Below are 22,822 nucleotides of genomic sequence, written 5' to 3' on the forward strand. Positions count from 1 at the left end.
CCCCTCAAAAGGTTAACTTTTTTCTCATGAAGAAAAAGCATCACCATAAAAAGAAACCTTCGTTTACAAAAAAATGGTCTGCCAGGCTGCATCTGTGGCTGGGTTTGTCCGTTGGTATTATTGTGTTTGTTGTTTCTTTAACGGGTACGATGTATGTTTTTAAGGATGAAATCCAGAATCAGCTTAGAAAAGATGTCATTTATGTAAACGCTGAAACAGTTACCCCAAAGCCACTTTCCATTGAAGTGCTGAAAGAGAAAGTTTCATTAGAAGTTAATGAGAAATTTCCGATCAGTTCGGTTGAAATTCCATTAGACAAAAACAAATCTTACGAATTTCTCTATGTAGAAAAAGATAAAAAAGCGTGGAACTATTTTGATGAAATAAAAATCAACAAGCTGGTTTACGTTAATCAATATACCGGCGAAATTCTCGGAATTTATAATGAAAAATACGACCTCTTCCCTATCTTAAAATCCATACACTGGAGTTTATTATTAAAATCGGATTGGGGGAAATATGTGGTCGGGATTCCGGTAGTTTTATTTATCATTCTATTGATTACAGGAATTGTCCTTTGGTGGCCGAAGAACAAAAAAGCAAGAAAAGGACGTTTAACATTCGACTGGAAAAATGTAAAGACCTGGAAGCGTAAAAACTATGATCTTCACAATATTCTGGGATTCTATACTTCTTTTATTGCTTTATTATTAAGTTTATCGGGAATTTACTTCGCTTATCCTTGGGTGAAAAATGTATTCAACATTACATTATCCGGATCATGGGAGCTTCCGAAAGAAAAAGAAATAAAATCTCCGGATTCATTATTAGCAAAGAACAGTTCGGTATTTGACATCACCGCTCAGGAAACAAAAAAAATATACTTATCCTCTTCAAGTTTCAGGATTCCATTAAACGGAAAAAATAAAAAAGGAAAAGAATTGAAAAATATTCCTGTCCTCATTTATGGTGAAGACGGAAAATTTGCCATCAGAAATCAGCTGGTTTTTGATAAATACTCAGGAAAACTATTAGCCAATAAACCTCATCAAGATCTGACTAACGCCGAAAAATATGCCAATGCCAATTATGATGTCCATACAGGCTCATACTTCGGAATTGTAGGAAAAATTATCTGGTTTATGGCAGGTTTAATTTGCACCTCACTTCCTGTAACAGGCTTTTTGGTATGGTTGGGAAAGAAGAAAAAAGGAACTAAGAAATGAAAAAAATAATATTATCCGTAGCTATTTTAGCAACGATCACAACATTCGCTCAGCAGCAGGATTCTGTACAGGTAAAAGAAGTAGACGAAATTGTTTTAACGGCTTCCAGAAAAAAAGAAAGCATCAAGGAAATTCCAAGCTCAGTAACCATTGTCGGCCAGAAGCAGATTCAGTCGCAGCTAACGGTAAATTCAGATATTACAAGTATTTTACAATATACGGTTCCGAGTTTGGCAACAAGTTCAGGACAGACATCAAATACCGGACAAACATTAAGAGGTCGCCAGGTTTTGGTTTTAATTGACGGAATTCCACAGTCTACTCCACTTCGAAACGGAGCAAGAGATCTAAGGGTGATCGATCCTTCGGTCATTGAAAGAATTGAAGTCATTAAAGGGGCTTCATCAATTTACGGAAACGGTGCAGACGGGGGTATTATCAATTATATTACAAGAAAAAACAGTTCTGATAAGAAAATTTCAGGAATTTCTCAGGTAGGAATCAGCGGGCAGCCCTATGGAGGAACCCTGGGTTTCAGAGCAAGTCAGTTATTGTCAGGCAAAATCACCAAAAATTTTGATTATGTTGCCTCATTGGCTTATGAAAGAACAGGCTATATGAAAGATGCAGACGGTGTAAATCTTAGCCCGACTTACAGCACCGCAAAAATGGATAATTACAACGGAATGTTGAAGTTAGGTTACGATATCAATGATAATCAAAGAATTGAAGCTTCTTATATCGGATATGCCTCAAAATCTGATTTAAATTTAGGTTTGGTCAACGGAAAATATGGAATTAAACCGACCATCGGAGAAGGTGTAGGAAACGGACTAGAAACGACTCCGCAGGGAACACCAAGAAATCACAATTATAAACTAAGCTACGACAACAAAAACCTTTGGAAAGGAACTGCTTTAAATACCAACCTTTATTACCAGGATTTCAGAACGGTATACGGATACAGCAATACTTTTTTAAACGGTGGGCAGTCTAATATTGTTTCTAGAAAAGGAGGGGCAAGACTAAATTTAGATACCCAGCTTTGGAATGCTGCAAACTCTCAGGCAGAAATCATTTACGGTTTAGACGTTTTGAATGATAAAACCGCTCAGAAACTTGAAGACGGACGTTTCTGGACTCCTGAAATGAGCATGACCAACATCGCACCGTTCGCTTTGGTTAAAATTGATTTATTAAAAAAACTGACCATCAAAGGAGGTTTCCGGTACGAAAATATGAAGGTGGATGTAAGTGATTTCAACACATTGCCAAGAATCAAAAACGACGGAACTTTCCCTAACAGCATTTTTGTGAAAGGTGGAAAACTAGATTTCAACAGCTTGGTCGGAAATATCGGGGTACGATACAATATCAATCCGCTTGTGAATATTTTCGGAAGCTTTTCTCAGTCTTTCTCAATCAATGAATTAGGAAGAACATTAAGAGACGCTACAGAAAGCACCATCGACAGAATTGAAACAAAACCGATTATCGTTAATAATTATGAATTAGGGGTAACCGGACAAATCGCCAAATGGGTAAACTATGAGGTAACTTCTTATGTAAGCACCTCAAAACTGGGCTACTCTTACGCACAGGGGGCCAACAATGCCTTTATCGTACAGAGAGCGCCAGAAGTGGTTTACGGTGTGGAAGGATTCTTACATTTCACACCTCTTAAATGGATCAATTTCGGAGGAAGCTACAGCTGGATGGAAGGAGTAACTTCACCGAAAGATGACGGAGACTATTCGACAAAGATCAACAACAGCAGAATTTCTGCCCCGAAAGTTTTGGCTTATGTTCAGGTGAGACCAATTTCATCTTTGTCTCTTGGGTTGGATATGCTTCATACTTTCGCACAGGACAGATTCGAGCCAAATGCAAAAGGCTTATATGTTTACGGCGAAGGAAGAGTTCCTGAATACACGATCTTCAACTTTAAATCAAGCTATGATGTGAATAAAAGCTGGAAAGTATCTCTGGGGATAGAAAATGTTTTCAATAAACTGTATCAGCCTGCCATTGCGTGGTGGGGAGCCAGAGATGCCGACTTCACCAATTCTTTGGGAATGAGAGGAACGTTCATGGTGGAATATAAATTTTAAGTTGATTTATTTTAAAACTCATATAAAAATTAGAAGAAAAACCTTTGTTTAACCTTGCGATGAAACAGACAATCACTTCAAGGCACAACAATTTATAAACATTCTAAATAAAAATTAAAATCTTATCTTTGCCGGACTTAAGGAAAACATGAGGAAAAAGCATCACAAAAAAAAGCCAAGCGTATTTAAAAAATGGACAGGCAAACTGCATTTGTGGTTGGGTTTGGGCATTGGATTTCTGATCTTCATTATCTCGATTACAGGAGCTTTGTACGTTTTTAAGGACGAAATCGAAAACATTACCCGCAAGGACGTTATTTATCATAACGAGCCCAATATCGGGCAGAAGCAGGTTCTGCCAATCCGTGTTTTGGAACGCGCCGTTGTAGAGCAGGTGAAAGAAAAATATCCTGTGCATTGGGTAAATATTCCGATGGATAAAAAGATGTCTTATCTTTTTTATTGGTACGAGCACGATCCGAAAGGCTGGAATTATTTTGATGAATTTCCGATTTATAAAGCCGCTTATGTAAACCCTTACAACGGAAAAGTCCTGAGAACGTATGATGAGAAAAACGGATTCTTCCAGATTGTAAAAATGATCCACTGGAGTTATTTACTGAAGCAGTCCTGGGGAACATATGTAGTCGGAATACCGGTTATCATCTTTGTCATCATGCTGATTTCAGGAATTATTCTTTGGTGGCCGAAAAACAAAGCCGCAAGAAAACAGCGTTTTTCTTTCAAATGGCAAAATGTAAAAAGCTGGAAAAGAAAAAATTACGACTTACATAATGTCTTAGGATTTTATGCTTCTATCTTTGCCTTAATCTTCTCAATTACAGGTCTATTCTACGCATTTTTTGTCGTTCAGGCAGCGATGTACTTTGTTTTCTCAGGGGGAAAAACAGCCTATCCCGATTTTTCATCTATTAAAACAAAAGCACCGATAGAATTAAGAACAGAGGGAACTTTGGATAAGATCAGCAATACGGTTAAAGCAAAATATCCGGATTCTTACGGTTTCTCTATCGATTTGGGCCACGAACACATGGATGATCATGAACATCCGAATTTTGAGGTTTACGTAAAACACTTATCATATTCTTACCACAAAAGCAGCAGTCTGATTTTTGATGAAAACTCAGGTGAATTGCTCCACACTCACGATATGAAAGACAAAAATTTCGGAGAAAAAACGGTTGGAGCCAATTATGACATCCACGTAGGATCCATTTTAGGGCTTCCTACAAAAATCATCGCTTTCATTGTAAGTTTGATATGTGCCTCATTACCAGTCACTGGCTTTATGATCTGGTGGGGAAGAAGGAAAAAAAAGACCCTGAAAACGGTCTGAAATTTTTTTTAAAATAAATGTTGCTTAATCGTCTAATGATACAATCTTTTTTATAATTTTAACCTTTTAGAATTTTACAACAGAATGTCATTAGTAGATTTGTCAAAACACGTTGCGCTGGGAATTGATATTGGCGGAACGAACACAAAATTTGGAGTGGTAAACCACAGAGGGGAAGTTTTGGAAAAAGGTAATATCCGAACGGATGCCTACCCTACTGTAGAAGAATATATTGACGCTTTATACGAAGCAGTTCATCCCCTGATCAACAGCCACGGAAAAGAGAAAAATTTTGATGGCATAGGAGTAGGAGCTCCCAACGCCAACTACTATACAGGAACCATAGAACAGGCCCCCAATCTTCCGTGGAAAGGTATTATCCCTTTTGCGGAATTAATGAAGGCTAAATTCGGACTTCCTTGTACCATTACCAATGATGCTAATGCCGCCGCTATCGGTGAAATGCTTTTCGGAGCAGCTCGAGGAATGAAAGATTTTATCATGATTACTTTGGGAACCGGGGTAGGAAGCGGTATTATTGCAGGGGGTAAACTGATCTACGGACATGACGGATTCGCCGGAGAACTGGGTCATACTATTGTAAAACCGGGAGGAAGAAAACACTGGAGCACAGGTTCTGAAGGAAGTTTAGAAGCTTATGCATCTGCAACGGGAATCGCCATTACAGCAAAGAAAATGAGGGCAGAATTCCCGGAATCTATGCTGAACCAATATCCGGAAGAAGCCATCAATTCTAAAACGGTACACGAGTGTGCCCTGAAAGGTGATCCGATCTCAATCGAGGTCTTCAGATATACAGGACAGAAATTAGGGGAAGCATTGGCTAATTTTGTGATGTTTTCTTCACCTGAAGCCATCCTTCTGTTTGGTGGCGTAATTAAAGCAGGAGATTTTATTTTAAAGCCCACCAAACTTCACATGGAAAGAAACCTTCTTCCTATTTTCAGGAACAAAGTAAAATTGGTTTTCAGTGAACTGGACGAAGCAGATGCTGCTATTTTGGGAGCCAGTGCATTGGTTTGGGAAAAGTAATTGAAAGCTATTTTAAATGATATTGAGCATCCTTTTTAGGGTGCTTTTTTGTTTCTAAAATACTTCACAATGTGAAATTATTGATCACTAAAAATCAAATAAAAATTGTTTAACTTGTACTGTATTAAAAACCAAAAAATCATTAATATGAAAAATCTTAAAGCTTTAAGCAGAAAACAACAAAAAGCAATTTCAGGAGGAGTACAGGGACCTTGTACCAATTATTGTGTTCCCAAACCTTTATATACAGCAACTTGCGTTAGAGGATGGTGCGTTTACACTCCTGTTGGTCCTGAATAAAACAGTACAACATTTAAAATCAATTACAAACAATTTCATTTTTGGGGTTGTTTGTTTTTTTACTATCATTTCTAAAATCTATGAATGTGATTTGCGTTTCAAGCTGTAATTAAACATACAAATGCAAAACTTTTCCTTATTTTTGATTGGTTTTTTCTCCATTAATATTCCTTACAAGAGAAAATATTTAAATACAATAATCAACTTAGAATGGATAACAATAATTTAGAACAGATCACTTTCGGAGGCGGATGTTTTTGGTGTGTGGAAAGCTGTTTCAATATGCTGAAAGGAGTACAATCTGCCATTTCGGGATATTCCGGAGGGCATAAAGACAATCCGACCTATGAAGAGGTATGCACCGGAGAAACCGGACATGCAGAAGTAGTACAGATCACATACGATCCGGCAGTTATTTCTTATGAACAGCTGATGGATGTTTTCTTTTTCCTTCACGATCCTACCCAACTGAACAGACAGGGAAATGACATCGGAACACAGTACCGTTCTGTAATTTATTATAAAGATGAAGCTGAAAAAGCAAAAGCAGAACAGGCCATCAAAACGTCTCAGGAATCCGGAAGATGGCAGGGAACGTACGTAACGGAGCTTACAAAATTTGATATTTTCTGGCCAGCCGAGCAATATCATCAGGGATATTATAATGAAAACCCGACACAGCCCTATTGCAGCGCTGTCGTGGGTCCTAAAATCCAGAAGTTTAAAAAACATTTCGGAGAATTGGGAATGCTAAACCAAGCATAACCTTTACAACCCTGAAAACAAAAAGCGAAGAGAGCAATCCCTTCGCTTTTTTTGTAAAAATAATCGTTTTATATGAGGTGAAATTAATTCTAAAGCTTTGATTTTTAATCCTACAGTTATCAAACCCTTCAATACAACAGCTGTACTATATTTCTCTTTTTCGGAGTACAAAATAAAGACATTAAAATTCAAATTGTTTTAACACAACATTATTTTAAAATCAATACAACATTAATTTCCCATTTTGAGAAAATTACAATAAATCTAATTGTAAACACATCAGACAGGGAGTTTCCCGCATTCACACAATTTTAAAAAACACTTAACACATTGTATAATCAATTTGAGAAAAGACTCATTAATTTCGTAGTCAGAAAGCTTGAGAACATTTTTTACGATTAGATTTATAATAGGAAAGACCATCAGATTTTAATGGTCTTTTCTTTTTCAGGTTTTTTTGATTACTACAGACGTTTGATCTTTTGCTTTTTCAGATCAATTTCAAAATGATCGGCCGGATCACCGTTTGAAAGCAATGAAAGAATTTTAAACACAGATTTTAATTGTAAAATAAACGGATCTTGGGATCGATTTTCCTGAAACAGGTTCTCTAAGGTCTGATATTGCCGTAATCGCTCTTTCGGAATGTCTTTTTTTGCCAGTTCATCAGCGGATTGAAACTTATAGAGATCCAACAGCAGATCCTTAAAATTCCACGCTTTAAAACCATCGGTTCTGATTCTATTTTCTTGTAATTGAACTTTATTTTGAACGAGCAACAAAAGATCTTTCCCATTTAATTTTTCTGCCTTTTCAATAAAATCTTTTGGCCAGTCGTTGGGAATCATTCTCAACCGAACCAGCTCTCTTAAATGAAACAGCATAAAATCATGATACGATTTCGACTGTAAAATATCTTTATTCCAGAGGATCTGGTTTTTATCTTTTTGTAAAGCTTCATATTCTTTTTCATACAGCGGGAATAATTCATCAAAACCCGGAACATCCTGTAAAACTTCTGTCCGGACTTCCATCTGATCAGGAGATTTTATCGTCAAGACTTTGTATGCCGGAAGATAAGCCGCCAACGAAGGTACCTGAATATTCACCAGCATCTTATCCCCAAACGTTCTGATTCCTGTATCGTTGATATGCATGTGACCGGCAAAATGAATCTGAAGACCGGCATCGGCAAAGGCCTTTGCCACTTCTTCATCGGGAACTCTTTCCAGCTGCCATTTTTTTTCGCCTAACAAATTTTTAATTTCACTCGTCGCTCCATCATTGAAATCGATCATCGGATAATGGGTGAAAGCAATGACTGTTTTTCCGTTCAGTTTTGCTTCCTTTGTAATCTTTTTTACCCAATCAATCAGATGTTTTTTATGAGACAAAACATTGTTGTAACCCAAGCTTGCCCCTTTATAATTGGCAGGATTATTGGGATTGCCATTTAAGTTTTTAGGAATGTAAGTATTTCCGTCAATGGCAATTATCCAAACGTCTTTTACTGGTTCAACAACATAACTTAAATCCGGCACAGAAAAACCTTTAGCCACTTCATACATTCTTCTGGAGTAATCGGCATTTTGAAAAGCTTTTTCGTAAGAATAATTTTTAACGGACTGAAAATTGAATGGCGTACTCCAAAAGAGATTTTCTTTTTTAGGATAAAACCCAAAGTCTTTTAACTCATCTAAAATTTCCAGATAACCAGATTCTGCAATGTCTTTGGTGATGATTTTATTCTTTACTTTCCCGATGTTTTCCTTACTGTAAATTCCCAATGAATTTCCGTCCGGTTCGAGAAAGTCATCTTTTCCTGAATCCTGCCGAAACGGCCCGACCGGATCATGATTTCCTGTGGTAATATAAAAATCGATGCTATATTTGTTGTGATATTGTTCTAAAATTTCGCGTAAACCCCGGATATTATACGCTTGTCCGTCATCCGAAAAATCACCGGGCATGGCAACGATTTTAATTCCTTTTTTCGCAACATCATCCAATGCTTTTAAGAAAGCAAAATAATTTTCATTAAAAATTCTTGTGGAGTGCAACTGAGAATCCATCGTTCTCAAGATCGTTGATTTTCCCGTTTTGGGATTGATAATTCCTTTAAAATCATGATCCGAAAAACCTCCATACAAATCCTGAAAATGCACATCCGAAAGAAAAGCGATTTGTACAGATTTTTGCTGAGCCGAAAACAGCGAGAACAGCATTAACAAAAATGAGAATATTCCTTTATTCATCTTAAAATAGACGAAATTAAAGGAATATCCTGCGAATTGTTTTAATTGAATTTTAAATTATTGTGAAGGAAATTATTCCACCTGAATAGAATCTGCATTTTTACCCGCATACTTTTCAATCATCGGCGCAGTAGATTTTCTTAGTTCCCTGTTATTGTCAGGATCAATTCCGTCTGCTGTAAAAAATTCTACGTCTCCGTAATATTTAGAATACCATGTCTTTCCAAGGGAGTTTTCAACAGTCATTGTGTCTTTTCTTGTGATTCTCTTGAAAAATTTGAACCTAAATTCATCCATTGCGACAACTTCAAATTCAGGACTTATGTAAGTACTGTCTGTTGCAATATACATTTCTCCATCCCAATACATATACTTTTTTTCAGTTGCAAGTTCCATACCTGATATAAAACCTAAAGTATTCGTTTTTTTATTGTTAGAAAAAACAACGCTGCCTGTAGCAAGACAAATAAGTAAAGCCATTTCCATAATTCCTAATCCATTTTTTTTCATAAAATCAGGCATTTTAAAGTATTGCTCATTGGTAATATTAATGATGACTTTAGAAATTTTTTCCGTTAAGGATTCTTCATCCCCATCTACAGCTATTTTTACTGTTGTTTTATTTACCTCATCATCTTTTTTGACAAAAGTTCTGGAGAATTCTGTAAAATCGCTATAACCTAAATAATTACTTAGCTTATTCAATGTGTCAGGTTCAGGAGCCATTTCCTTTCCTGTTCCTAAAACATAAGCTTCATAATATCTAACAAATGTCTTTTCATCCACATAAAGATTAAAAGCTTCAAGATGGACTTTTAAAAAAAGAGATAAAGGATATTTTTTACTCTTACCAGAATCTAATTCTCCTTGTTTAAATACTTCATTGATTAGTAGTTTTATTTTGGACATATATAGTTTTTAAGGGTATTACAAAATACTTGATTTTCTACCGTGTCGCATTACGGGTTTCCGTAACGAATATCCTGTCCATCTTATGTCTATTGATGTCTATTTTGTGTCTGTGACATCATATAAAATTCCCAGAAATTTGTAATCAGAAATCAGTTGATAAACAAATAATTAAAACAAAAGACAATAACAAATTTACCAAACTGATTTCAAAAATCGCCAGATAAAACGGAAGAAAACTCCGGGTTGGGAAGCAGATGTTTCTCTTCCGTTTTTGAAGGTTCACTTCCCAAAAAATTTTAGAAGCGCTTCGAAATTTTAAATGTGTACAGCTCACGATAAATACTTCGTGAGAGGAAGAAAACAAATTTCAACTTCAAATTTTTTGAACAATGTTAAACTTCATATTGATGCTAATCTCATTAGCATTCGGAAATAATAATGCAAATACATCATCATGTAATCACGATAATAACGGACAGACAACCACTCAATTGACAAATCCGGGCGGCGGAACTGATCCGGGAGATCCTCCAGGCAGTGGAGGTAATACGGGGGGCAATACAGGACAGACTCCACCTCCATTTACACAACCTTAATTAATCATTACAGGGCAGATTGTTTAGATCTGCTCTTTTTTATTACTTTGTAACATTAAAACTTAAAACCATGAAAAACTCCTTTTTATTTATCTTTCTAGTCTTATTTTCTTCTTGTAAGAAGACCAATCCTTTAGATCAAAGGGAAAGTATTGCGAATACTTACTATAAAAAAGCAAAAGAAATAGATCAAGACTCTGCTTTTTATTATTTCAACTTAGCAAAAAATGCCTATCTAGAAAAACAAGATTCTGTTGGAGTTGGAAAATCGTTAGTAAATATGGCAATTATTCAACATTATAATGGTGATTATTACGGAAGTATTGAAACTTCTCTTGAAGCAAATAAATTTCTCAAGAACACTCAGGATAGTATCATTAAACTTACATTAGCCGCCAGCTATAATAATATGGGAATATGTTCTTCATATCTTTATGAATTTGATAATTCAGTGAAATTTTATAAAGAAGCCATTAAATACGCAAATATTCCCGAAAATAAATACACATATTACAATAATCTTGGAAATGTACTAACAACAATAGAAAAATACCCAGAGGCAAAAAAAAATCTTAAACAAGCTCTTAATACAAAAAATAAAATTTCATATGCACGAGCATTAAATAACTTAGCACGAGCAAAATTTAATGAAAACCCACAATACGATGCTTTACCCGAACTTTATCAAGCATTAAAGATTAGACAAGAAGAGAAAAATCCGTACGAAGAAAATTCCAGTTATGCTACGCTATCTAATTATTTTTTAAAGAGAGATTCTACTAAGGCACTTGATTATGCAAAAAAAATGCTCGAAGTTTCAACTAAAAACGATAGTAAAGAAGATCAAATCCAAGCTTTACAAAAGATAATTAATTTAGACAAAAAAAATTATTTTAGATATTTTGGCAGGTTTCAAACATTAAATGATAGTTTACAAATTGCCAAAAGTAAAGCTAAGAATCAATTTGCGGTCGTAAGATATGATGTAGAACAAAAAAATGCTGAAAATCAAATATTAAAAAACAAAAGTTTCAAACAAAACATTGGTCTTGCAGCTTTAGCATTAGCATTAATCGGAGGTGCATTCTACTACAAAAAAAGAAAAAAACGCCTTCAGCAAGAAAAAGAACTCGAAGTAAAAAACACACAGCTCAAAATGTCGAAAAAGGTTCATGATGTGGTTGCGAATGGCTTGTATCACATGATGATTGATGTTCAGAATAATCCTGAAATGGATAAGACAAGAATTCTCAATGATATCGAAAAAATGTATGAAGAATCTAGAGACATTTCGCATGAAAATATTGCAGAAAAAGATTTTGCGCAACGCTTCATCAATATGATTACCTCCTACTCTTCCGAGGAACAGAGAGTCTTGCCGGTGAGTTACAAGGAAAGTATTTGGGAAAATATTCCCTACAATACGCAGCTTGAATTGTATTACATCATAAGAGAGATTCTTGTGAACATGAAAAAACACAGCAAGGCAAAACGGGCTTCTGTGAAATTTGAAAAAAATGATATAAATTTAATCATAAGATATACCGACAACGGCGTAGGAATCGGGGATCTGAATCAGCAAAAAGGTACAGGAATACATAATACGGAAAACCGTATTGAAAGCATTGGAGGAGATATTACTTTTGAAAAAAATCCGACAGGAGGATTAATTATTGAGATAACCATACCAATACAATCGAAATATGTTTAAAAAAGTACTGATAGCCGAAGATCATGAAGTCAGAAATTTAGGCGTGGTCAATGCCCTTACCGAATTACAGATTCAGCATTTTGATTTTGTGAATTACTGTGATGATGCATTGCAAAAAATAAAAACTACTGCTGCAACTGTTGAATCCTACGATCTGCTGATTACAGATCTGTCTTTTGATAAAGACCATATTTTGCAGAAGATCAATTCCGGACAACAACTCATTGAAGAAGTCAAAAAAATTCAGCCGAACCTGAAAGTCATTGCCTTTTCCATTGAGAAGAAACCGAAGATTATTGATGATCTTTTTAAAATACACAAAATTAATGGTTTTGTAAGTAAAGGCAGAAATGACGGAAAAGATCTCAGAAGCACAATTAAAAAAGTTTTTTCCGGCGAAACCGTTATTCCGCAGGAGATTTTAAATTCCATTAGAAATACTTCCTTTGAGTTTACAGAATATGACGTTACGCTTATTGAACTTCTTGCCAAAGGATGGAAACAGGGCGATATCGAAAAACATTTTAAAGAAAACAAAATTACACCCGACAGTAAGAGTGCCATCGAAAAAAGGCTGAATGATCTCCGCTACGAATTGGGAGCCAAAAATAATATCGAACTTGTTGTAATGTGCAAAGACATCGGTATTATCTAATCTTCTATTTTATCAAAAACTAATAACCTTTCAGGAACTCTGGAAGGTTTTTTTATTAAATATTCTGCGTTTACGGTTTTCCGTAACCGATCGAAAATTAATGCTCATATTTTTGGATTGTTAAACAATAAATAATTTTTGTTATGAAAAAACCATTAGGAACAAAAGCGAAAACAGGAGAAAGTTGTCCTGAATCAGGAGTTTGGAAGGTTGTTGGAAACCCTTCTACAACAGCCCCAATTTCAAAAGGAAACAGAATGCCTCCTTACGATGGAAAAGCGGTTACTTGGGAATTAATTCAATACGCTTAGATCTAATTTCCAGTGATTATTTCTTTAATCACTGGATTTACAAATAGAAATAAAAAACAACCATGGGAAAATTTATCATCACTCAAAGAGTAAATAAAGAGTATCAGTTTAATCTGAAAGCCGGAAATGGCGAAATTATTTTAACAAGCGAAGGCTATGTCCAGAAAGCTTCGTGTGTAAAAGGAATTGAATCCGTTAAAATTAATTCTCAGGACGCTTCCAGATACGACCGAAGAGTTGCAGTGAATAAAAAAGACTATTTCGTTCTTAAAGCAAGAAACGGTGAAATTATCGGAAAAAGCCAGCTTTACAGCACAAAATCAGGCATGGAAAACGGAATTGCTTCGGTAAAGCAAAATGCTCCGACTGCAGAAATTATTGATGAAACTTTAAAAAAATAAATCATGGATCTTAAAATTAAACTTGAACAGTTACATCAGAAAGTCATCGGTTTAAAAGACCAGATCGGAACGGAAGAAGCAACAAAAAATGCCTTCGTTATGCCTTTTATCCAAATTTTAGGATATGATATTTTCAATCCAACGGAGGTCGTTCCCGAACATGTTTGCGATATTGGAACCAAAAAAGGAGAAAAAGTTGACTATGTCATCAAAAATAATGATGAGCCGATTTTCATTATTGAATGTAAACACTGGAAAGAAAGTGCTGATGCGCATAATTCTCAGCTTCACAGATATTATCATGTATCGAAAACAAGATTCGGAGTTTTGACGAACGGAATAGTTTATAACTTCTACACAGATCTTGAGAAACCTAATATTATGGATGAAAAACCTTTTTTCACGATTAATATTGAAGACCTAAAAGACAGTTCCATCAAAATTCTGGAAAGCTTCACCAAGAAAGACTATAATCTGGAAAGTATTCTCGATTCCGCAGAAGCCTTAAAATACATCAAAGCCATCAGAAAAGAATTTGAGAAAGAAATTGAAAATCCGTCTGATGAACTGGTAAAGCTCTTGGTTAACCGTTTTTTTGAAAAACCTTTAACGGCAAACCGGATGATTTCGTTTAAAGAATATGCCAAAAAAGCATTAACAACTTCTATCAACGAATCCATCAGTTTCCGTTTAAAATCAGCCTTAAGCATTAATGAACAGATCGAAAAACAGGAAGACGACGTTAAAAGTTCGCAGCCTATTGATGAAAATAACGAATCCAAAATCGTAACAACAGAAGAAGAGCTGGAAGGATTTCAAATTGTAAAAGCCATTCTAAGAGAAAAAATTCCTTCTGCAAGAATTGCTTACAGAGATACTTTGTCATACTTCGCAATTTTATTGGATGATAATAATAGAAAACCGCTTTGCAGACTTCACTTCAATACCGCTAATAAATATTTGGAAACTTTTCACAACGGAAAAGAAGCGGGAGAGAAAGTTCTATTAAACACACTTGACGAAATCTACAATTACAGAAACCAGCTTCATCAGACATTAGAAAACTATAACTAACCATGAAAAAACTAATACCATTCATCATATTTACCTTCACTTTATTTCTTTTAAATTCCTGTTTTAAAGCCAATGACAATATAGGACACGACGGAAGATGTACAGGTTCTGCCTATTGCACCGCTTGCTCTAACTGTTCACGGTGTGGACATTGCAGCGGTGGAGGAACCTGTGGCGTTTGCGGTGGAGGTTCTTCCGGAAGCAGCTCGTCTTCAGGAAGTTCTTCCAAAAGAAGCAGATCTAAGAAACATAAATCTCCAGATTCTTATAAAACATCAAAAAGAAAATCCAGTAAATCACCAAAAATTCATATTGATGAGGTAAACGTCAACGTTAATTCCAACAACAGATATATTGCCGGGATTTCCACAACAAATATTTACGAAAAGCCTTCTTTTAAATCTAAAATCATAGAAAAAGTGACGAAAAACATGAAGCTTATTCAGCTTTCAAAGGAAGGCCCCTGGTACAAAGTACAGGTTAAATCAAGCGGAAAAAAAGGATATGTTTATTATAAGAATGTAAAATAATCACATACAAATAATATGAACTTAAAGAAATTTTTAAATGAAGAGCAAGATCCTCAAGCTGTTGAAAAGCTCTTAGGAAGAATCAACAGCCTTCTTACTTCACAGGAAACCGTAGAATATATTGCAGTTCAGAAGAAACCTTTACTCAATTTATCTCCGGACTGCATCGCCCTTACCAACAGAAGAATTATTTTCTGCAGACCAAAAAACTTTGGTTTGTCTATGGATTTTCAGGATTACAGCTGGGTAGATATTGCAGATTGTCACATTAAAGAAGGCATTGTCGGCGCAACTTTTATGATGAAAACCACACGAAACTTCACCAATATGATGGATTATCTTCCTAAAAATCAAGCCAGAAAACTGTATCAGTTTGCTCAGGAAGTGGAAGAAAGAATGAGAGGTGTGAGAAGAGAAAAGAATCTCGAAACATTGAGAGCTTCTGCGGGAGGAGTTACGGTTAATAATGCAACTCCTATCATCACACAGCCTCAACAGTTTCAGCAGGAGAAAAAGACATTGCTGATAGAAAATGAAGATCCTTTTGAATTATTGCAAAAATTAAAAGGCCTGAAAGAAAACGGAATAATTTCCCCCGAAGAATTTGAAGAAAAAAAGAACGAAATCTTATCCCGAGTTTAAATTATGAAATCAAAATCTACCGCCGCTTTACTTGCTTTTTTCCTTGGAGGAATAGGCATTCACAGATTTTACTTAGGACAAAACACTTTGGGAATACTTTATCTGGTATTTTGCTGGACTTTCATCCCTGCATTAATTGCATTTTTCGATTTCTTCGTATTGATTTTTATGTCTGAAGACCGCTTTAATTATAAATATAATCTCAGAACCGGATTTTAAACAAACATTATGAAACCATTTCTCACCTTCTGTGCGATCTGTTGTTTCATCGGTATTTTCAAGCTTCCCATAGAATATTATACTTTCCTCAGAATTCTTGTTTCCATAGGAGCTCTATTGGTTTTATACAATACATTAAGCTTTAAGCAACATTATTTCAGTATAATTTTTCTGGTTATCCTTATTCTTTTCAATCCTGTTTTTCCTATTTATCTATATCGAAAAAGCTTGTGGATCCCAATTGATACGATAACGGGAATTTTATTTCTGTTGATCAATTTTATAGAAATAACCGAGCCGAAAAAGGAAGAAGAAATTACCGAAGAAACTTCAGAACCGTCAATACCAATCCATCGAAGAACTGTTTCCAGAGACAGAATCATTAATCCTAAAAAACCAAAAGAAGAATAATCACCATGGAAAACAATCAAATAACGGAAAATCTCAAAGCTCATTTTTTAAGGCTGTATCAGATGGCGATCTGTGATGATGATTTCAGTGCCTTAGAATTGAAAATGTTGTACAAATCTGCCGAAGAAAGAGGCATTTCATCTAAAAATCTGGACGAAATTCTTCTGAATCCAATCAATTTAAAATCATTAATTCCAAAAACTATTGAGGAAAAGGTAGATTACCTGTACGATCTTACAGTAATGATCTGGGCAGACGGAATTGTTTCTCCGAACGAATATTCTGCAATGGAAAAATACGTTCTGATGTTCGGTTTTTTGGAAGAAAATGTAACGGCAATTGTAGATTATCTCATTGAAGCCGTAAAAATCGGAAAGAATAAAAACGAAATTTTATACGAATTAAAAAATTAACACACTATGGATACTACAAGCATAAAAAATTTATTCAGACTAAAATCTGTTCCCATAGAAACCAAGCAGGAACAGCTTCCAAAAACTGAAATCAACCCGGCCGACGAATCTCTCGAAGAAAGCAGAAAAAGAACTTATCACGAATCGGGTTACAGAGACAGTTCACGAACAAGCGGAAATCATTCTACCCTTTCAATTTGTCTTGATGCGGTTTATTCGAAATTTCAGAATGAAGAAAAAGAAATGGTGGAAAAGCAGCATCAACTCAAGGAATCTTATGTTAATGAACAGAAAAATCGGGAAACTGAAATTAAGGCTTTAACGGTTTCACAGGACACCAAAGAAGAACTTTTGAAAACAAAAAATACAGAAGTTGAAAACCATCAACATACGATTGAAGCGTTAAAAGCTGAAATCCTTGATCTTCCTAGAAATCCTGAGAAATATAATGTGAAAGCAACACGAGGTGCATCAGCAAAGTTCTGGATTGGATTGATTCTTTTGATTCCCATCACTTTATATTTAGGAACATTTTATATTTCAACTTCCTATTCGGCCTTTTTTAAGACCTTTGATGCCAAAAGTACTGTGATACAGAGTGTTTTGGATGCAAATGCTTGGATGAAAGCCTGGAATGACGGTTTTATTGAAGTGGCTTTTGTTACATTGATTCCCTTTGTATTTCTCGGATTAGGCTTTCTGATTCACATGTTCGGAGAAAATAAAACCAAGGCCAATTACGTAAAGCTTGGTCTGTTGTTTATCGTGACCTTTGTTTTCGATTCTATTTTAGCCTATGAAATCGAATCAAAACTATATGAATTAAACAAAACTTTTAACTCTCCCGATTTCGACCTTAAAATAGCCTTTACCAAAATTCAGTTTTGGGGAATTATTTTCGCAGGGTTCATTGTTTACATTATTTGGGGAGTTGTTTTTGATTTTGTAATGAAGGAACACCGGGAAAAAGACAAGATCAAAAACGAACAGGAAATCAGGCAGAAAAGAGTCGAGTTTTTTCAGGAAAAGATCAATGTTTTAAAGACGGAAATTGAAGAAATTCTTACAGCAATTGGGAATACGAAAGAATTGATCATAAAAACCCGAGGCAGAATTGAAGAACTTCAGAATATTATTGACGGAGTGATCATTCCGACTAAAGATTACAAATTATATGCTTCGGAATATGTTCAGGGCTGGATCACATTCATTGGAGAAAAAATTGCGGTTTCCAGAACGGAAAAACAAACAATGATCGATGATTGTATATCAACGTACAATACCAATCTGGAAACCGTGGGAGCCAATTCGGACAATCAGAACCTTGTTTACTTATCATCTTTATAAATTACAGATTATGAGAAAGATATTTTATTTATTAATGATTATTTCTTTAGTTTCTTGCAAAAAAACTCCACCTCCATCACCTTGTACAAATTGTCCACCTGAAGTAGATTCAAACAATATCAATCTCAGTATTTTAATTGATTTGTCAGACAGAATTGATCCTAAAACAAACCCAAATCCCACGATGGAATATTTCCAAAGAGATACGGAATATATCAAGTCCATTGAAAAAGGTTTTTTAAATCACATAAAATCAAAGAAGATCATCACTTACGATGATCAGATGCAGGTTTTCTTTAATCCTGAACCTTCCGATCCGAAGATGAATGAGTTTACAAAAGAACTTAAGGTTGCTTTTGATAAAAATACAGAACGAAATTATTTTGATTCTGTTGATAAAAAGTATTCTGAATTACCTTTAAACATTTATCAGTCTGCAATACACGACGGAAATTATGTCGGTTCTGATATTTGGGAATTTTTTAAAAATAAAGTGAAAGATTACTGCATTAAAAATGATAAAAGAAATATTCTTTTCATTTTAACAGACGGATATATGTATCATGACAACACCAAATTTGCAGAGGAAAATAAAACGTCTTATCTCACAACCAAATTAATAAAAACAAATAGCCTCACAACTTCAAATTTTAAAGATATTATCGAAAAAAATAAATTCGGTTTTGTAAAAGCCAATGATAATCTGAACAATCTCGAAGTTATCGTATTAGGAATCAATCCGGAAAAAGGGAATCCTTTTGAGGAAGCTGTCATCAAGGAATATTGGGAAAACTGGTTTAAAGAAATGAAAATTAAAAACTATCAGATCAAATCTGCCGATCTTCCATCAAATCTGGAACCTATTATTTTGAAAGCTATTGCTGGAAAATAAAACACATTCAATATATTTAACCATTAAAAAAGCGAGGAAATAATTTCCCCGCTTTCTTTATTTTCTCAACATTTCCGTGTGCGGAATGTTGTCTTCCAAATATTTTTTCCCAGTGTCTTCAAACCCGAAATCTCCGTAGAACTTCAGTAAATAATCCTGCGCAGAAATCCTGATCTCAGAAGTATGAAAACGGTTTTCTATGGTTTCAACAGCATATTGGATCAGTTGCCTTCCTAATCGTTTTCCCCGTGCTTTTTCTGTGGTTAAAACCCTTCCGATCGAAGCTTCATCATATTTTATTCCTTTGTCGAAAATCCTGCAGTTCGCCAAAACTTCCCCGTCTTCTTCTGCCCAGATGTGAACAGCTTTTTGGTCATAATTATCCAGATCCGGATAAGGACAGTTCTGCTCGATTACAAAAACATCGATTCTTGCTTTTAAAACATTGTACAATTCAGGAACGGTAAACTCATCGAAAGTTTTAATTTTCCAGATAATATTACTCATCAAAGCTTACGTTATTGTTGGCTAAAAATTCGTTTGTCTTTTGGATAAAGCTTAAAATTTCCTCTCCACCGACTTTCTTTTCTGCAGAAGTCACATATAATTCAGGAAGATCTTCCCATGTTTTATGAAGTTCCGTCTTATAATCTTCTACATTTTTAATGGCAATATTAGGCTTCAGCTTATCAACTTTTGTAAAAACAATGGAGAACGGAACTCCGCTTTCTCCACACCATTGGATGAATTCCAAATCAATAGCTTGCGGTTTGTGCCTTGAATCAACCAGCACAAAAAGATTAACTAAATTTTTTCTGTTTAAAATATAATTGGTAATCAGCTTTTCAAAATCTTTTCGGATGGATTTGGAAACTTTTGCATATCCGTAACCAGGTAAATCCGTAAGATACCAGCTTTCATTTACTAAAAAATGATTAATAAGCTGAGTTTTTCCGGGAGTTCCCGATGTTTTAGCCAAATCCTTATGATTCATCATCGCGTTGATTAACGATGATTTTCCAACATTAGACCTTCCGATGAAGGCATATTCGGGAATATTCGGTTCAGGGCAGTCCTGCCATTTCCCGCTACTCTTTACAAATGTTGCCGTTTTAATAACCATTTTCTTAAATATTTTTTAGAAAAACAAACCATTAAGAAAAGCTCTTAATGGTCATTTATATTTTATTTTAAACTTTATCTTTTATCCAGCTGTATAGAATTTCATTGAACTCATCTGGCTTTTCCATCATCGCTGCATGACCGCATTTATCGATCCAGAATAAATCCGAATTTGGAATAAATTTATGCATATCCTCCGCCACTTCAGGAGGTGTTACATTATCTTGTTTTCCCCAGATCAGGCACGTTGGCGTCAGAATTTTTGGCAAATCATTCAGCATATTGTGCTTGATAGCACTTCTTGCCAGCATTACCGTTTTGATCCCTTTCATTCTGTCATTCACCACCCCGAAAACTTCATCTACCAGATCTTCAGTGGCAATAGCAGGATCGTAAAAAACCTCTTCTGTTTTCTTTCGAATATAAGAACGGTCGTTTTTTCTCGGAAAACTGTCTCCAAAAGTTCTTTCATATAATCCCGAACTGCCTGTAAGAACCAGATTCTTAACCAAATCAGGTCTTGCCAGGGTAAGGATCAATCCCACATGACCTCCCATGGAGTTTCCAACAATGGTAACCGGACCGTCGATATGAGTTTCTATAAACTTGATAATATATTTTGCTAAAGTCGTAAGATTCGTATTAAGTACCGGCAAATCGTAGATTGGCAACTGAGGAACGTAAACCTTAAATCCTCGGTCCGAAAAAAAATCTACCATCTTATCGAAATTACTTAAACCACCCATTAAACCATGCAACAGCACCAATGGATGTCCTTCTCCCGCCTCAACAAAAGTATATTTCTTTTCTTTTTTTGTACTAAATATCATATAATGCCTGTAATAAAGCCTTGCAAAAATACAAATTAAACCTCAAAAATATTTTGATTACCCTAATTTAAAATAAAAATAATATAATAACCCGCTTTTTAACTTTTTTTTTGAAAAACTCTTTATTTAAGCCTAAAAAATACATTTTACAATTATCAACATATCAATATTTTACACTATAAAACTTCAATCTTTAATAAAACTTATTAACATTAAGGTAAAAAGTGGTAAAAAGTGGGAGATTTTGGAAATTATTATATAAATTTGTCCCAAATGAAGAGTTTCATTGGAACATATGAGTGTAAAATTGACGACAAAGGCCGCCTAAAAGTTCCTTCATCTCTGATTAAGCAGATGGAAAACTTCGACGACAAAGCCTTTGTAGTTAAAAGATCTGTGTTCCAGCCCTGTCTGGAAGTTTACCCTATGAATGCATGGGATAAAGTGATGGGCAAAATTAATAAACTGAACAGATTCATTAAAAAGAATGCTGATTTCATTAGAATGTTTACGGCAGGAGTAAAAACTGTAGAACTGGATAACGCTGGAAGGCTACAGATTTCGAAAGACCTCACAGTATTCGCAAATCTTCAGAAAGATATTGTGATTACCAGCGCAGGAGAACTATTTGAAGTCTGGGATAAAGAAGCCTACGAAAAGGTAATTTCCATAGACGAAACAGATTTTGCAAGCCTTGCCGAAGATGTAATGGGAGCCTTCGACGAAGAATAACCACGCCGATTATTAAGAAAAAGCGTAAAAAAACACAACGTAAACATGTATCATAACCCCGTTTTGCTGAAGCAGAGTGTTGATGATTTGGTGACGAATCCAGACGGAACATACGTGGACTGTACTTTTGGTGGCGGTGGCCATTCAAGAGAAATATTGGGCAGGCTTTCGGATAAAGGAAGACTGTTCAGCTTTGATCAGGATTTAGACGCTCTTAAAAATACAATTGATGACCCGAGATTCACATTGATCAATCAGAATTTCAGATTTCTGGAAAATTCTTTATTAATATACGGAGTTTCCCAGGTGGATGGAATTTTAGCCGATCTTGGAGTTTCTTCCCATCAGTTTGATGAGGCCGAAAGAGGTTTCTCTACAAGAAGCAACGCTCCACTGGATATGAGAATGAATGTGATGCAGGGATTGGATGCCAAAAGAGTTATCAACGATTATGATGAAGAGCAGCTTGCAGACATATTTTATTATTATGGTGAATTAAGAGAAGCCAGAAAACTGGCGAGAGACATTGTTCATCACAGAAAAACGAAAAGCATTGATACAACGGAAGATCTGAAAAAACTATTCAGTTATCTGCCGCCGCATAAGGTGAATAAATTTTATGCACAATTGTTTCAGGCAATAAGAATTGAAGTGAATCAGGAATTGGAGGTTTTAAAGGAAATGCTGGTTCAGGCATACAATGTTTTAAAACCGGAAGGCAGACTGGTTGTCATTTCTTACCATTCTTTAGAAGATCGGCTGGTAAAAAGATTTTTGAAAAACGGAATGTTTGAAGGTGAGCCCGAAAGAGACATTTACGGAAATTATAAAAAAGCATTCGAACTGGTAAAGAGCAAAGCGATTATTCCGGACGATAAGGAAATCGAAGAAAACTCAAGAGCCAGAAGTGCTAAAATGAGAACAGGAATTAAGGTGTAAAAGTGAATGAGTGAGCTG

26 protein-coding genes are annotated in these 22,822 nt (G+C 35.3%); 21 read left to right on the forward strand and 5 right to left on the reverse strand.

The window, feature by feature from the left end:
- Nucleotides 1-26: 26 nt before the first annotated feature.
- The 6 genes from BUA89_RS21180 to msrA all read left to right on the forward strand — a co-directional run bounded on the left by BUA89_RS21180 (nt 27) and on the right by msrA (nt 6,812).
- Entirely contained in the window at nt 27-1,226 is a 1,200-nt protein-coding gene (locus tag BUA89_RS21180) for a PepSY-associated TM helix domain-containing protein (RefSeq protein WP_072963701.1), read from the forward strand.
- The gene (locus BUA89_RS21185; protein ID WP_072963704.1) at nt 1,223-3,337 is read left to right on the forward strand and encodes a TonB-dependent receptor; all 2,115 of its coding nucleotides are present in this window, start codon (nt 1,223-1,225) and stop codon (nt 3,335-3,337) included. Before BUA89_RS21180 ends, BUA89_RS21185 begins: the two co-directional genes overlap by 4 nt.
- A gap of 148 nt (nt 3,338-3,485) precedes the next feature.
- The gene (locus BUA89_RS21190; protein WP_072963707.1) at nt 3,486-4,694 is read left to right on the forward strand and encodes a PepSY-associated TM helix domain-containing protein; all 1,209 of its coding nucleotides are present in this window, start codon (nt 3,486-3,488) and stop codon (nt 4,692-4,694) included.
- A gap of 84 nt (nt 4,695-4,778) precedes the next feature.
- Complete coding sequence (locus BUA89_RS21195) at nt 4,779-5,747, forward strand: ROK family protein (protein WP_072963710.1); 969 nt, start codon at nt 4,779-4,781, stop codon at nt 5,745-5,747.
- Between the two features lie 147 nt (nt 5,748-5,894).
- Entirely contained in the window at nt 5,895-6,047 is a 153-nt protein-coding gene (locus BUA89_RS23225) for a bacteriocin-like protein (RefSeq protein WP_178362486.1), read from the forward strand.
- Between the two features lie 210 nt (nt 6,048-6,257).
- The gene (gene msrA, locus BUA89_RS21200) at nt 6,258-6,812 is read left to right on the forward strand and encodes a peptide-methionine (S)-S-oxide reductase MsrA (RefSeq protein WP_072963713.1); all 555 of its coding nucleotides are present in this window, start codon (nt 6,258-6,260) and stop codon (nt 6,810-6,812) included.
- A 464-nt stretch (nt 6,813-7,276) separates the two neighbouring features.
- Here the strand turns inward: msrA and BUA89_RS21205 are convergent, their stop codons facing one another.
- Both BUA89_RS21205 and BUA89_RS21210 read right to left on the reverse strand, forming a co-directional pair.
- On the reverse strand, nt 7,277-9,067 hold the full coding sequence (locus BUA89_RS21205; protein WP_072963717.1) for a metallophosphoesterase family protein: 1,791 nt from the start codon (nt 9,065-9,067) through the stop codon (nt 7,277-7,279).
- Between the two features lie 72 nt (nt 9,068-9,139).
- Nucleotides 9,140-9,976: a hypothetical protein gene (locus BUA89_RS21210; RefSeq protein ID WP_072963720.1), complete on the reverse strand. Its 837-nt coding sequence runs from the start codon at nt 9,974-9,976 to the stop codon at nt 9,140-9,142.
- A gap of 392 nt (nt 9,977-10,368) precedes the next feature.
- Here BUA89_RS21210 and BUA89_RS21215 point away from each other — a divergent pair, with 392 nt between their 5' ends.
- From BUA89_RS21215 to BUA89_RS21270, 13 genes are all read left to right on the forward strand, one after another.
- Nucleotides 10,369-10,575, forward strand: coding sequence for a hypothetical protein (locus BUA89_RS21215; RefSeq protein ID WP_178362487.1), 207 nt, complete (start codon nt 10,369-10,371; stop codon nt 10,573-10,575).
- Between the two features lie 70 nt (nt 10,576-10,645).
- Nucleotides 10,646-12,286 (forward strand): tetratricopeptide repeat-containing sensor histidine kinase, encoded by a 1,641-nt coding sequence (locus BUA89_RS21220; RefSeq protein WP_072963726.1) that lies wholly within the window; start codon nt 10,646-10,648, stop codon nt 12,284-12,286.
- A complete protein-coding gene (locus tag BUA89_RS21225; protein WP_072963729.1) occupies nt 12,279-12,941 on the forward strand; it encodes a response regulator in 663 nt (220 codons plus the stop codon). The genes BUA89_RS21220 and BUA89_RS21225 overlap by 8 nt, the downstream gene beginning before the upstream one ends.
- A 143-nt stretch (nt 12,942-13,084) precedes the next feature.
- The gene (locus BUA89_RS23230) at nt 13,085-13,252 is read left to right on the forward strand and encodes a hypothetical protein (RefSeq protein ID WP_178362488.1); all 168 of its coding nucleotides are present in this window, start codon (nt 13,085-13,087) and stop codon (nt 13,250-13,252) included.
- A 62-nt stretch (nt 13,253-13,314) separates the two neighbouring features.
- Complete coding sequence (locus BUA89_RS21230; protein WP_072963733.1) at nt 13,315-13,653, forward strand: YegP family protein; 339 nt, start codon at nt 13,315-13,317, stop codon at nt 13,651-13,653.
- Between the two features lie 3 nt (nt 13,654-13,656).
- The gene (locus BUA89_RS21235; protein WP_072963737.1) at nt 13,657-14,727 is read left to right on the forward strand and encodes a type I restriction endonuclease; all 1,071 of its coding nucleotides are present in this window, start codon (nt 13,657-13,659) and stop codon (nt 14,725-14,727) included.
- Between the two features lie 2 nt (nt 14,728-14,729).
- Nucleotides 14,730-15,257 carry an SH3 domain-containing protein gene (locus tag BUA89_RS21240; protein WP_072963740.1) on the forward strand — a complete coding sequence of 176 codons (528 nt, stop codon included), beginning with the start codon at nt 14,730-14,732 and terminating at the stop codon, nt 15,255-15,257.
- A gap of 15 nt (nt 15,258-15,272) precedes the next feature.
- Nucleotides 15,273-15,899 (forward strand): PH domain-containing protein, encoded by a 627-nt coding sequence (locus BUA89_RS21245; protein ID WP_072963743.1) that lies wholly within the window; start codon nt 15,273-15,275, stop codon nt 15,897-15,899.
- Between the two features lie 3 nt (nt 15,900-15,902).
- Nucleotides 15,903-16,118, forward strand: a complete 216-nt coding sequence (locus tag BUA89_RS21250) for a TM2 domain-containing protein (RefSeq protein ID WP_072963746.1) — start codon at nt 15,903-15,905, stop codon at nt 16,116-16,118.
- Nucleotides 16,119-16,127: 9 nt separating this feature from the next.
- A complete protein-coding gene (locus tag BUA89_RS21255; protein ID WP_072963750.1) occupies nt 16,128-16,529 on the forward strand; it encodes a DUF6804 family protein in 402 nt (133 codons plus the stop codon).
- 5 nt (nt 16,530-16,534) lie between these two features.
- Complete coding sequence (locus BUA89_RS21260) at nt 16,535-16,942, forward strand: hypothetical protein (RefSeq protein WP_072963753.1); 408 nt, start codon at nt 16,535-16,537, stop codon at nt 16,940-16,942.
- A 6-nt stretch (nt 16,943-16,948) separates the two neighbouring features.
- The gene (locus tag BUA89_RS21265) at nt 16,949-18,289 is read left to right on the forward strand and encodes a beta-carotene 15,15'-monooxygenase (protein WP_072963756.1); all 1,341 of its coding nucleotides are present in this window, start codon (nt 16,949-16,951) and stop codon (nt 18,287-18,289) included.
- A gap of 10 nt (nt 18,290-18,299) precedes the next feature.
- The gene (locus BUA89_RS21270; RefSeq protein WP_072963759.1) at nt 18,300-19,181 is read left to right on the forward strand and encodes a hypothetical protein; all 882 of its coding nucleotides are present in this window, start codon (nt 18,300-18,302) and stop codon (nt 19,179-19,181) included.
- Between the two features lie 57 nt (nt 19,182-19,238).
- Here the strand turns inward: BUA89_RS21270 and BUA89_RS21275 are convergent, their stop codons facing one another.
- The 3 genes from BUA89_RS21275 to BUA89_RS21285 form a co-directional block, all read right to left on the reverse strand.
- A complete protein-coding gene (locus tag BUA89_RS21275) occupies nt 19,239-19,688 on the reverse strand; it encodes a GNAT family N-acetyltransferase (protein WP_072963762.1) in 450 nt (149 codons plus the stop codon).
- Complete coding sequence (gene yihA, locus BUA89_RS21280; RefSeq protein ID WP_072963766.1) at nt 19,681-20,304, reverse strand: ribosome biogenesis GTP-binding protein YihA/YsxC; 624 nt, start codon at nt 20,302-20,304, stop codon at nt 19,681-19,683. The genes BUA89_RS21275 and yihA overlap by 8 nt, the downstream gene beginning before the upstream one ends.
- A gap of 67 nt (nt 20,305-20,371) precedes the next feature.
- The gene (locus tag BUA89_RS21285) at nt 20,372-21,133 is read right to left on the reverse strand and encodes an alpha/beta fold hydrolase (RefSeq protein ID WP_072963769.1); all 762 of its coding nucleotides are present in this window, start codon (nt 21,131-21,133) and stop codon (nt 20,372-20,374) included.
- Nucleotides 21,134-21,406: 273 nt separating this feature from the next.
- Between BUA89_RS21285 and mraZ the strand changes: the two genes are divergently transcribed.
- On the forward strand, nt 21,407-21,865 hold the full coding sequence (mraZ, locus tag BUA89_RS21290; protein WP_072963772.1) for a division/cell wall cluster transcriptional repressor MraZ: 459 nt from the start codon (nt 21,407-21,409) through the stop codon (nt 21,863-21,865).
- 45 nt (nt 21,866-21,910) lie between these two features.
- Entirely contained in the window at nt 21,911-22,804 is an 894-nt protein-coding gene (gene rsmH, locus BUA89_RS21295; protein ID WP_072963774.1) for a 16S rRNA (cytosine(1402)-N(4))-methyltransferase RsmH, read from the forward strand.
- The last annotated feature ends 18 nt before the right edge of the window (nt 22,805-22,822 follow it).

The organism is Chryseobacterium arachidis, assembly GCF_900129245.1.
In the GTDB taxonomy this organism is placed as follows: Bacteria; Bacteroidota; Bacteroidia; order Flavobacteriales; family Weeksellaceae; genus Chryseobacterium; species Chryseobacterium arachidis.

What these genes read in the sequence shown, in the direction of transcription:
- BUA89_RS21255 (WP_072963750.1), top strand. Translation starts at nt 16,128, where the DNA reads ATGAAACCATTTCTCACCTTCTGTGCGATCTGTTGTTTCATCGGTATT.
- BUA89_RS21250 (WP_072963746.1), top strand. Translation starts at nt 15,903, where the DNA reads ATGAAATCAAAATCTACCGCCGCTTTACTTGCTTTTTTCCTTGGAGGA.
- BUA89_RS21190 (WP_072963707.1), top strand. Translation starts at nt 3,486, where the DNA reads ATGAGGAAAAAGCATCACAAAAAAAAGCCAAGCGTATTTAAAAAATGG.
- BUA89_RS21285 (WP_072963769.1), bottom strand. Translation starts at nt 21,133, where the DNA reads ATGATATTTAGTACAAAAAAAGAAAAGAAATATACTTTTGTTGAGGCG.
- BUA89_RS21205 (WP_072963717.1), bottom strand. Translation starts at nt 9,067, where the DNA reads ATGAATAAAGGAATATTCTCATTTTTGTTAATGCTGTTCTCGCTGTTT.
- BUA89_RS23230 (WP_178362488.1), top strand. Translation starts at nt 13,085, where the DNA reads ATGAAAAAACCATTAGGAACAAAAGCGAAAACAGGAGAAAGTTGTCCT.
- rsmH (WP_072963774.1), top strand. Translation starts at nt 21,911, where the DNA reads ATGTATCATAACCCCGTTTTGCTGAAGCAGAGTGTTGATGATTTGGTG.
- BUA89_RS21210 (WP_072963720.1), bottom strand. Translation starts at nt 9,976, where the DNA reads ATGTCCAAAATAAAACTACTAATCAATGAAGTATTTAAACAAGGAGAA.
- BUA89_RS21240 (WP_072963740.1), top strand. Translation starts at nt 14,730, where the DNA reads ATGAAAAAACTAATACCATTCATCATATTTACCTTCACTTTATTTCTT.
- BUA89_RS21215 (WP_178362487.1), top strand. Translation starts at nt 10,369, where the DNA reads ATGTTAAACTTCATATTGATGCTAATCTCATTAGCATTCGGAAATAAT.
- BUA89_RS21245 (WP_072963743.1), top strand. Translation starts at nt 15,273, where the DNA reads ATGAACTTAAAGAAATTTTTAAATGAAGAGCAAGATCCTCAAGCTGTT.
- yihA (WP_072963766.1), bottom strand. Translation starts at nt 20,304, where the DNA reads ATGGTTATTAAAACGGCAACATTTGTAAAGAGTAGCGGGAAATGGCAG.
- BUA89_RS21195 (WP_072963710.1), top strand. Translation starts at nt 4,779, where the DNA reads ATGTCATTAGTAGATTTGTCAAAACACGTTGCGCTGGGAATTGATATT.
- BUA89_RS21260 (WP_072963753.1), top strand. Translation starts at nt 16,535, where the DNA reads ATGGAAAACAATCAAATAACGGAAAATCTCAAAGCTCATTTTTTAAGG.
- BUA89_RS21225 (WP_072963729.1), top strand. Translation starts at nt 12,279, where the DNA reads ATGTTTAAAAAAGTACTGATAGCCGAAGATCATGAAGTCAGAAATTTA.
- msrA (WP_072963713.1), top strand. Translation starts at nt 6,258, where the DNA reads ATGGATAACAATAATTTAGAACAGATCACTTTCGGAGGCGGATGTTTT.
- BUA89_RS21265 (WP_072963756.1), top strand. Translation starts at nt 16,949, where the DNA reads ATGGATACTACAAGCATAAAAAATTTATTCAGACTAAAATCTGTTCCC.
- BUA89_RS21270 (WP_072963759.1), top strand. Translation starts at nt 18,300, where the DNA reads ATGAGAAAGATATTTTATTTATTAATGATTATTTCTTTAGTTTCTTGC.
- mraZ (WP_072963772.1), top strand. Translation starts at nt 21,407, where the DNA reads ATGAAGAGTTTCATTGGAACATATGAGTGTAAAATTGACGACAAAGGC.
- BUA89_RS21275 (WP_072963762.1), bottom strand. Translation starts at nt 19,688, where the DNA reads ATGAGTAATATTATCTGGAAAATTAAAACTTTCGATGAGTTTACCGTT.
- BUA89_RS21180 (WP_072963701.1), top strand. Translation starts at nt 27, where the DNA reads ATGAAGAAAAAGCATCACCATAAAAAGAAACCTTCGTTTACAAAAAAA.
- BUA89_RS21220 (WP_072963726.1), top strand. Translation starts at nt 10,646, where the DNA reads ATGAAAAACTCCTTTTTATTTATCTTTCTAGTCTTATTTTCTTCTTGT.
- BUA89_RS21230 (WP_072963733.1), top strand. Translation starts at nt 13,315, where the DNA reads ATGGGAAAATTTATCATCACTCAAAGAGTAAATAAAGAGTATCAGTTT.
- BUA89_RS23225 (WP_178362486.1), top strand. Translation starts at nt 5,895, where the DNA reads ATGAAAAATCTTAAAGCTTTAAGCAGAAAACAACAAAAAGCAATTTCA.
- BUA89_RS21185 (WP_072963704.1), top strand. Translation starts at nt 1,223, where the DNA reads ATGAAAAAAATAATATTATCCGTAGCTATTTTAGCAACGATCACAACA.
- BUA89_RS21235 (WP_072963737.1), top strand. Translation starts at nt 13,657, where the DNA reads ATGGATCTTAAAATTAAACTTGAACAGTTACATCAGAAAGTCATCGGT.